Raw genomic sequence first — 4921 nt, forward strand, 5'->3', positions numbered from 1 at the left:
CGCCCAACCCCCGCGGCAGTGGCGGCGCCCCGGCCGCGGCGCGGCGCCCCGCCCCCCCCCCGCGCAGAAGGCGAGCGCCCCTCCGCCCCTCGCGGGGGCCCGGTCCCTGCCCCGGCGGCCCGTCAGAGAGCACCGGCGGGCCGGGCCGCCGCGGCCTGGCGGCAGGGCGGCCGCGCCGGCCTGGCCGCCCTCGAAGAGCCCTGGGACCCGCCCGCCGGCCCCTTCGACCGGGCGCGCCCGGCCCTGCTCGCCGCCTCCCTCGGCCTCTTCCGGCCCGAGCGCAACCGGCTCACCTCGGCCTGCCGCCAGCTCCGCCTGGGCCGCGACAACCTCTGGTACGCGTACGAGTCCCGCCAGGGCGCCGACGACTGGTGGCCCACCGGCCGGCCCTCCGCCGACCCCGTCAAGGCGCTCACGGGCTGATTCCCGCCACCGGTCGTACCCCCGTCACACAGGGGCCGAGGGCACTACACGATGGGGTGAAAAGCAGACCGGCCTTATAACCCGAATGGGTTCACCGCGTTGTTTCCGGTGCGGGCGGAACGCCCGCAGACTCCTCCGGAAGGCAGGGAATCAGATGCGGCACAGTCGTCGGAATGGCTTGATCGCGGCGGTGGTTGCGGGAGGCGGGCTGGCTGCCGCCGGTGCGGGCGCCCTCGCCTTCGCCGACGCGGGGGCGAGCGGACAGGCCCAGAACTCGCCCGGCCTGCTCTCCGGGAACCTGGTGCAGCTGCCGGTGCACGTGCCGGTGAACGTGTGCGGGAACACCGTGAACGTGGTGGGCGTCCTCAACCCGGCCGCGGGCAACCGGTGCGCCAACGAATCCGGGCAGCCCGCACCGAATCCCTCCGGCTCGCCGCACGGCTCCAAACCGGGCGGGGGGAACGGCGGCGGGTCGGCCGCCCACGGGGGCACAAAGGATTCGCCGGGGGTGCTCTCGGGCAACGGCATCCAGCTTCCTGTCGATGTGCCGGTCAATGTCAGCGGCAACGCGGTGAGCGTGGTCGGCGTGGGCAACGGCGCGAGCGGCAACACCTCGGTCAACGGCACCGTCCCGCCCCGCCCCGCCACGTCCACCCCGCCGGCCACCGTGCGGCCCACGCCGCCGGCCGTGCAGTCGCCCGCGCAGCCGCCCGCCCAGCCGGGGCCCGGTACCTCCTCGCTCGCGCACACCGGCGCCGACGCCGTGGGCTACCTGCTGCCCGGCGGCGGGGCACTCCTGCTCGGCGGCGCCCTGCTCTACCGCCGCTTCCGCCACAACTAGTCCTCTGCCGTGGGCCCGGCCGCCGGACCGGCCGGGTCCAGGCCCGGGGTCGACACATCCGATGAGGCCAGGGCGGCCGGGGCGGGCGGAGGCGTCCGCCAGCCGTCCAGGACGGAGTCGATCCGCCGGGCCAGCCGGGCCCGGGCCTCGAAGCGGTGCACACCGGCCGCGAGCAGGGCGTCGTACTCGGTGTCGAGGTGGCGTACGGCCGCCCGGACGGCCACCGAGACCGCGGCCTCGTCCAGTGCGCGGCCGGCCGCCGTACGCCCCACCCGGCCGCTGCCGCGCAGCGAGGCGTGGGCGGCGATGGCGCGGGCCCGGTCGGGCGGGCATCCGGGGAACAGCCGGAGTATCTCGGCGGCGAAGGCCGCCGTGAGCCGGACGTCCTCCGCAGCACGCCGCAGCCGGGCCCGCTCCCGCCCGCGCGCCCGCGCCTCGGCATCCGCGAGGCAGGAGCGTTCGGCGCGGGCCAGGGCGCCCTCCTCGACGAGCAGGCCCTGGCGCTCGTACCGGCGGCGGCGCTTGTTGAAGCGCACGACGACGGCCGACAGCGAACTCCCCGTGCGGGCCCGCCGGGTGAGCGCCGCATTGCCGCGCGGCAGGTAGACGAGGTGCCCGAGCTGTGCGCAGTCCAGGCAGCGGGGCACGCCGGAGACGCGGACGAGATGCGGGAGCGGCCCCTTGCGGCACTCCGCACAGCTGATCCCCTTCAGCGGCTCGAAGACCACGAGATTCATGCCGAGTTGATACCGCTGTCCAGGCCCTTTATCACCTCCCGTCGGTCGGCGCCTGGCGTTTCATGGATTTCTCGATACTTCGGCGAGTTGGTCCTACTGTGTGATTTCCCATCAGGTCTATTCGCCCGGAGGGCACATGGACGTCGTGGCCCGCGAGCTGGTCATAGAACCGGGCGCATCCACCGGCTGGCACTACCACCACACCGAGATAGCCGCGCTCGTGAAGTCCGGCACGCTGACGCGGACCCTGCACGACGGCACCGTCGAGGTCAGCGTGCCCGGGGACTTCTTCGTCGAGCGGGCGGGCGCCCGGCACGTCCACGTCGGCCAGAACCTCGGCACCCGGCCGGTCGTGCTCCACGTCACCTACGCGCTGCCCGAAGGCGCCCCGTTCGCGGTCCCCGCCGAGGCCCCGCCGTGCTGCCGCGCCGCTCAGACCAGGCGGCGTATCTCACCGCGCACCCGGTAGAAGCCCCCCGAGGCGGCGTGCAGCCCCTCCACCACATACCGCGCGCCCGGCTCGCGTATGCCGCGCGGGAACTGGACGTTCCACGAGGGCTCGAAGCCGTCCGACACCACCTGCACCCGCAGCCGGCCGCTGCGCTGGACGCATTCCACCACGATCCCGCCCGCCGGAGCCACGGTGACCGTCGCCACGGAGGCCGCCGACGCCGCCGGGGTGTAGACCGGCAGCGCCGCCGCCGACTTCACGTCCACGGCCTTGGGCACCGAGCCCTGCTGGGCCGCCGTGATCGCCGCCTCGCTCGCGTCCACGCACACCAGCGACCCGTCCGTCGTCACCAGGTACAGCCGCTCGTCCAGGTACTGCATGGACAGCGCGGAGCCGCTGCCCGTGCGCAGCTTCCACAGCCGCCGTCCGTCCGCGTCGAAGCAGTACACCGACGAGGAGGAGTCGCCCGCGAACACGTGCCGGCCGTCGGGGGAGGTCGCGCACGAGTACACCGCGGCGTCACAGCGGTACGTGGCCTCGACGGCGCCCGTGTGCTTCGCCAGCCGCTGCACGCTGTGGCGCCCGGTGCCCGCATAGACCGCGTCCGCCTCCTGCCAGCCGAAGAGCACGCTCCCGTCGGTCCGGGTGTGCCACAGCTCGCCGCTGCCGTCCGGGGCGTACGCGGTCACGCCCTGGGTGTGCCCGTGGTACACCGCGTCCGCGTCCGCCCGCACCATCCAGGCGTTGGTCCCCGCGGACCTGCGCGACCACTGGAACTCGTCCTCGTGGTCGATGACCGTCAGGCCGCCGTTCGCGTCGGCGACGTTGAGCACGCCCTCGCGGATGTCGAGCCAGAAGATGTCCACGTCCTCGGCGATGTCGTACGCCCCGAACGGCAGCTTCGACGACAGGTCGTAGACCGTGCCGTCGTCACAGCCGGCATAGATCCAGAACTCGTCCGCCACCAGGCACTTCACCCCGTCCGGCAGCGCGTACCGGGCCAGCACCTCGCCGCCGTGGCTCAGGGTGTACACGTCCCCCGCCTGGTTGCCCACCCAGCAGCGGTCCTCGTCCACGTGGATCCCGAAGGCCGAGGCTCCCGTGCGGAACCGCCACAGCACCGGGGCCGTCGCCCGCGCCGTGGACGGCGCCGAGGACACCTGGCGCCGGGTCACCGGACGGGCGGCGCGCTGACCCTGGACCGCCGGGGCGTACCCCTTGCGCACCTTCTCCCCGATCTTCTTCGCCGCCGCGGCACGCGCCTTCTCGGCGGTGGGGAACGAGGAGCTCTGCAACTGGCCGGCCGCGCCGATGCGGCCGTACCGCACCGAGACCGCCGTGCCGTCCACGGTCACCTCGTAGAACTTGTGCGCCCCCGCGCCCTCTTGCGACAGCTCCAGGTACGTCGTCTCGCGAGCCATGACAGACCCCTCCCCAAGGCCGGGCCCGACGGCCCTTCCCGCCGGTGATCCCTTGTGAAAAACGGTAGGGGCCACCACTGACAATGGGACGGTGCAGCTGGAAGCGATCACCTGGGAGCGGATGGCCGAGCGCCTGGCCGCCCACCTCGACGAGCGGACCGCGGCGCGGGACGGCGGCCCGTGGCTGCGGTTGGCGGTGGACGGTGCGCCCCCGGCTGGGACGGGGGCGCTCGCGGACCTGACGGCGGCCGAACTGCGGCTGCGGGGCCGCTCGGTGCTCGTGGTCGCGGCGGACGGGTTCCTGCGGCCTGCCTCGCTGCGCCTGGAGCACGGCCGCCAGGACGTGGAGTCGTACCTGCGGGGCTGGTACGACACGGCCGCGCTGTGGCGCGAGGTGTTCGGCCCGCTGGAGCCGGGCGGCACCGGGCGGGTCCTGCCGGACCTGTGGGACCCGGTCGCCGACCGGGCCACCCGCAGCCCGTACACCGAACTCCCGCCCGGCGGCGTGGTGATCGTGCACGGACCGCTGCTGCTGGGGCACTGGTTCCCCTTCGACCTCAGCGTCCACATCCGCCTCTCGCCGGGCGCGCTGGCCCGCCGTACGGAGGAGGCACTGCGGTGGACGCTGCCGGCGTACCCGCGCTACGAGGCCGAGACCGACCCGGTGTCGGCGGCGGACGTCGTGGTCCGCGCCGACGACCCCCGCCACCCCGCCTGGACCGGCGTCCCGCACTGACGCCCCGGCCGCCCCTCGGACCCCCGACCGCCGGTCCCGACCGCTGGTCCCGACCGCTGGTCCCGACCGCTGGTCCCGGAGCGCCGGACCCGCCCGCCCGGGCCGACCAAGCACCGGCCCCCTGCTACGGCCGCCTGCCCAGCCAATACGGTCCCCGCTGCGGCCGCCTGCCCAGCAGTACGGTCCCTGCTGCGGTCGCCTGCCCACCCGTACGCCCCCGCTACGGCCGCCCGCCCAGCCGTACGACCGCCGCCGCGGCCGCGCGGCAGCCGGAGCGCGCGGCGGCGGCCGGCTGGGCGCCTACTGCCTCTC

The 4921-nt window shown here is 75.0% G+C and carries 5 protein-coding genes and 1 pseudogene; 4 read left to right on the top strand and 2 right to left on the bottom strand.

Features of this window, described 5'->3' with window-relative positions; genetic code table 11:
- Nucleotides 1-423: pseudogene (locus GPJ59_RS33390) on the top strand (hypothetical protein); the annotation flags it as partial.
- Between the two features lie 190 nt (nucleotides 424-613).
- Nucleotides 614-1264, top strand: a complete 651-nt coding sequence (locus tag GPJ59_RS38750; protein WP_308120626.1) for a chaplin — start codon at nucleotides 614-616, stop codon at nucleotides 1262-1264.
- On the opposite strand, the gene GPJ59_RS33400 is transcribed toward GPJ59_RS38750, so the two are convergent.
- Complete coding sequence (locus GPJ59_RS33400; RefSeq protein ID WP_219671662.1) at nucleotides 1261-2001, bottom strand: DUF2293 domain-containing protein; 741 nt, start codon at nucleotides 1999-2001, stop codon at nucleotides 1261-1263. The two genes, GPJ59_RS38750 and GPJ59_RS33400, sit on opposite strands and share 4 nt — an antisense overlap.
- A 136-nt stretch (nucleotides 2002-2137) precedes the next feature.
- On the opposite strand from GPJ59_RS33400, the gene GPJ59_RS33405 reads away from it, so the two are divergent.
- Nucleotides 2138-2470, top strand: coding sequence for a cupin domain-containing protein (locus GPJ59_RS33405; RefSeq protein WP_219671663.1), 333 nt, complete (start codon nucleotides 2138-2140; stop codon nucleotides 2468-2470).
- Here GPJ59_RS33405 and GPJ59_RS33410 read toward each other — a convergent pair.
- The gene (locus tag GPJ59_RS33410; RefSeq protein ID WP_219671664.1) at nucleotides 2434-3873 is read right to left on the bottom strand and encodes a WGR domain-containing protein; all 1440 of its coding nucleotides are present in this window, start codon (nucleotides 3871-3873) and stop codon (nucleotides 2434-2436) included. The genes GPJ59_RS33405 and GPJ59_RS33410 overlap by 37 nt on opposite strands.
- A 91-nt stretch (nucleotides 3874-3964) precedes the next feature.
- On the opposite strand from GPJ59_RS33410, the gene GPJ59_RS33415 reads away from it, so the two are divergent.
- Nucleotides 3965-4609 (top strand): uridine kinase, encoded by a 645-nt coding sequence (locus GPJ59_RS33415; protein WP_219671665.1) that lies wholly within the window; start codon nucleotides 3965-3967, stop codon nucleotides 4607-4609.
- The last annotated feature ends 312 nt before the right edge of the window (nucleotides 4610-4921 follow it).

Source organism: Streptomyces bambusae (assembly GCF_019400985.1).
GTDB lineage: Bacteria > Actinomycetota > Actinomycetes > Streptomycetales > Streptomycetaceae > Streptomyces > Streptomyces bambusae_A.

Bases quoted from the DNA above. Each gene is read 5' to 3' on its own strand.
- GPJ59_RS33400 (WP_219671662.1), bottom strand. From the start codon at position 2,001: ATGAATCTCGTGGTCTTCGAGCCGCTGAAGGGGATCAGCTGTGCGGAG.
- GPJ59_RS33410 (WP_219671664.1), bottom strand. From the start codon at position 3,873: ATGGCTCGCGAGACGACGTACCTGGAGCTGTCGCAAGAGGGCGCGGGG.
- GPJ59_RS33405 (WP_219671663.1), top strand. From the start codon at position 2,138: ATGGACGTCGTGGCCCGCGAGCTGGTCATAGAACCGGGCGCATCCACC.